Origin of the sequence: Microcystis sp. M53602_WE12 (assembly GCF_030065455.1) — a bacterium.
Lineage (GTDB): Bacteria > Cyanobacteriota > Cyanobacteriia > Cyanobacteriales > Microcystaceae > Microcystis > Microcystis aeruginosa.
Genome location: NZ_JASJFB010000323.1, coordinates 1 through 3,374, shown reverse-complemented (window position 1 = coordinate 3,374; position 3,374 = coordinate 1). Strand labels below are relative to the sequence as shown.

The 3,374-nt window shown below is 38.9% G+C and carries 7 protein-coding genes and 1 pseudogene; all 8 read right to left on the bottom strand.

The window, feature by feature from the left end; genetic code table 11:
- Positions 1-523, bottom strand: a 523-nt coding sequence (locus PX482_RS11505; protein WP_288122455.1) for a DUF3782 domain-containing protein, incomplete at its 3' end; no start/stop codon positions are given.
- 310 nt (positions 524-833) lie between these two features.
- Positions 834-1,235 (bottom strand): type II toxin-antitoxin system VapC family toxin, encoded by a 402-nt coding sequence (locus tag PX482_RS11500; protein WP_288122454.1) that lies wholly within the window; start codon positions 1,233-1,235, stop codon positions 834-836.
- Positions 1,214-1,435 (bottom strand): hypothetical protein, encoded by a 222-nt coding sequence (locus tag PX482_RS11495; protein ID WP_002760517.1) that lies wholly within the window; start codon positions 1,433-1,435, stop codon positions 1,214-1,216. Before PX482_RS11495 ends, PX482_RS11500 begins: the two co-directional genes overlap by 22 nt.
- A gap of 27 nt (positions 1,436-1,462) precedes the next feature.
- On the bottom strand, positions 1,463-1,957 hold the full coding sequence (locus PX482_RS11490; RefSeq protein ID WP_002780146.1) for a PIN domain-containing protein: 495 nt from the start codon (positions 1,955-1,957) through the stop codon (positions 1,463-1,465).
- Positions 1,941-2,231 carry a UPF0175 family protein gene (locus PX482_RS11485; protein ID WP_288093888.1) on the bottom strand — a complete coding sequence of 97 codons (291 nt, stop codon included), beginning with the start codon at positions 2,229-2,231 and terminating at the stop codon, positions 1,941-1,943. Before PX482_RS11485 ends, PX482_RS11490 begins: the two co-directional genes overlap by 17 nt.
- Positions 2,232-2,313: 82 nt before the next feature.
- Positions 2,314-2,583, bottom strand: coding sequence for a type II toxin-antitoxin system RelE family toxin (locus PX482_RS11480; protein WP_002739840.1), 270 nt, complete (start codon positions 2,581-2,583; stop codon positions 2,314-2,316).
- Positions 2,576-2,824: a type II toxin-antitoxin system Phd/YefM family antitoxin gene (locus PX482_RS11475; RefSeq protein ID WP_288093890.1), complete on the bottom strand. Its 249-nt coding sequence runs from the start codon at positions 2,822-2,824 to the stop codon at positions 2,576-2,578. The genes PX482_RS11480 and PX482_RS11475 overlap by 8 nt, the downstream gene beginning before the upstream one ends.
- 36 nt (positions 2,825-2,860) lie before the next feature.
- Positions 2,861-3,374: pseudogene (locus PX482_RS11470) on the bottom strand (apoptotic protease-activating factor); the annotation flags it as partial.

Sequence of the window (3,374 nt, the reverse complement as noted above, 5' to 3'; positions counted from 1 at the left end):
GTATGCCATAGAGTTTTTTATCTTTGTGTTCGGGGAAAAAGCGGCGAAACCGTTGTAAAATACTTTTTAATTGTGTAATAGACTCCTCTCTGGCATGACTTTTAACCTCGACGATATAGGCGATATTTAGCTCACCATTGGTATAGGCAAGGACATCAATTTCTAGGTGTTGTCCATCTTCGCTGGCTCGGACACTGGGACTAACAACTTTCATACCGAACCGTTGTCTGAGAATCGTTTCCATTGAGGGAAGGGCAAGTCCTTCGGTAAAGCTGCCGAATTTTGCCCCGAGTCCCCCAATTTGTTTGCCCAGTTCTTTGAGTTGTTTGTCAGTTTTCTGCTGTTGTCGGTCAGTTTCCTTGATTTGTTGGGCGTTTTCCTTCTGTTGTTGACTGACTTCCTTCAATAGTAGGTCAGTTTCCTTGAGTTGTTTGTCAGTTTCTTTTTGAGCAGCAGTCAATTCGGCTTGAGCAGTCGCTAATTCGGCTAAGATTCGCCATACGTCTTCTGATGTAGTTGCCATAGATGATTTTTTCCCGATGTCACCTATTCACTATTTTATCGGATTGCCGCGCTTGCCGAAGGCACTGGGGAGCAGACTGCTGATTCAATTGGGTAAGGTGGAGGCTAATTCATAGAACAAGAATCACCACCACAACCGACTCACCTCCCTAATCCCTTGATACACTTCTCTTCAGGCAACCTCCCCCCCAAAATGAAGGATTAAAGGGACTAAGTTGGGAATAGAATTAACAATTATCTTCATTCTCTTTGATTTTTTGACTAATTCATGACTGGTTCGCTGAACGCTGGAAAATGCTAACGTTGATGGGTTATTCATTTGACAGATCATAGAGTTCTAAGCCTTGAATAAAACAAAAATCTCTCAAATTCAATGTATATAGCTTAATATTCTGCACTAATGCTGTTGAGGCAATGATAGAGTCAGGGATGTTGAGTTTGTGACTGAGGGAGTAGGTTTCCATTAAGTTAATAAATTGATTGGATATTGCGACATCTACAGGAAAGGTATGTAGCAATCCGGGATGTCTTTTGATTTTGTTGAGTTCATTTTTATTGATTGCTCCATAATATAATTCGGCTTGATTAATGGAACTAATGGCTAGTTGATTTAGTCCAATATGGCGAAGCTCTTCGATAATTCTATGGTTGTTTTTATAGAATTCAATGAGGATATTGGTGTCACATAAAATCATCGGTTTTCTTCTCGCCATGCTGCTTGACGGATAGATTCAGGCGTGATATTTCTGTTTTCCCACAGTCCTGCTAGGGCAAAGAAGTCTTGCTCGTTATCAGATAATGTTGTTTGATCTTCGATGATTTCTACAGAGTCAACAAAATCTAAAGCAGTTAAAATTTTAGAGAGTGTTTCTGCTTTTTCTTGGTCACGAATGTGTACGATTAGTTGTTTCATGGTAGTTTATTTTGCATTGATTTGATATTAATGATCATTGTCTAATTCTGTTTTTAGCCAATTAAGAATCGGAGAACTAATACGAATTCCATAATCAACTAACTGTTGTGATAAATCTAAAATTTCTTGTTTAGATAGATAACCTGCATAAAAACCAACCAAGAGAATTCCTAATGTTCCTTTGACGGGTAATTCCATAGCTTTGGCAACTCTTCTTGCTAATTTCTCATCTATAATTACCCAGTCTGGTTTGATTGAAATTGCCAAGAGAATAACTTCTAATTCTCCTCGATCTAATCCTAGTAATAGCGGTTCAAGAGGAGATGATGATGCAACTTCTTGAACTTGAATCCAATTGGCATTTTTGAGTTCTTTTGCCCCCGGTTTATTATCTCCAGCGATGACAATTTCTTGATAAACTGCCCAAGGAATAATCACTTCATTAAATAGCTGATTAAGAAGATCTAATTGATTAATCAAAGATAAGGCGATGATCGGTGTAGAATTAACAATTATCTTCATTCTCTTTGATTTTTTTGGCTAATTTACGGCTGGTTTGTATTTCTGATTCCCATTCTTCTGCTGTGTAATCAATAATGGAAAAACCATACTCAGAGAGAAGTGTATAAAATGTATATTTATCGCAGCCTAATACTTGTGCGCCGATTCCTGCTGAAATTTTTCCTTCTTGATAAAGATGCCCTAATGTATAAATGATAACTTTACGAGAGAATGTTTCTTTTTCTTCTCTGGCGGCAATGAGAAGTTCTTCGGGAAATGTTACGTTAATGTTCATGAGTGTTTAAAGATAATTTGTTTTTCTTGATTTTAGCAGGAATAATATCGCTAATTAATTGATGGTTGATAATTAAGATTCTCTATATTGTTCTCTTTAGTTGTTTATAAATTTCATCATCGTTTCGTTTGTCAATCAGCAAGATTTCTAGTGTTTGCTCCTCAACACGATAAACGATTCGATATTCACCAATATCGGCTCTATGATAAGAGTATCCTTTTAACTTTAGAGAATCTTGGGGATAGGGATTTGTTCTCAGTTCGGTTATTTTTGTGGCTACTTGTTTGGCGTGTTTATCTGGCAGTTTTTTTAAGCGTTTAGTTGCCTGTCGAGATAGGTTAATCTTAAGCATTTAAAATTTCTGACAGTAAAGCCTCACTTTCTGTTGTTCCGATAAAACCTTCTTGATGAGCTTTTTCTGCCTGTAAAGCCAAAAGTTGATTTTCTAACTCGGAAAATCTCTCAAATTCCTCGATTGACAGCACGACTGCAACATTACGTCCCTTTTTGGCTATCTGTACTGGTTCTCTTCGAGCCAAGTCTAACAGTTCGCCAAAGCGATTTTTTGCTTCTGAGGCTCCTAATGTTTTCATAAATAATTCTTCTAGAAACTAGCCATTATGACCATTTTAGCTATTATAGCAATTATTGACAGGGCAATCCTTCCACCAGCGACTCACCTCCCTAATCCCTTGATACACTTCTCTTAAGGCGACCTCCCCCCCAAAATGAAGGATTAAAGGCGCTAAGTTAGGAACAGTTTCGAGGAAATGAGGACGAGTGAGAGTTCCCAAAGCATGAAGGGCATTTTCCCAGAAAGATAAGTCAACATTAGCAGGGGTTAAGGTGGCGGTTAATGCTTTTAATAAGTTTGCACGGTAGCATTCATTCCCAATCCCTCTGGCAACTTCTAAGGCTTCGGGTAAAACTTCCGGTAAATGGGGAGCTAACCTGGTCAATGCCTCTGCACGGGAGTATTCATCCCCAATCCCTCTGGCAATTTCTAAGGCTTCGGGTAACAAACTTTCCGGTAAATGGGGAGCTAACCAGGTCAATGCCCAAGCACGGGAGTTTTCATTCCCAATCCCTCTGGCAACTTCTAAGGCTTCGGGTAAAACTTCCGGTAAATGGGGAGCTAACCCG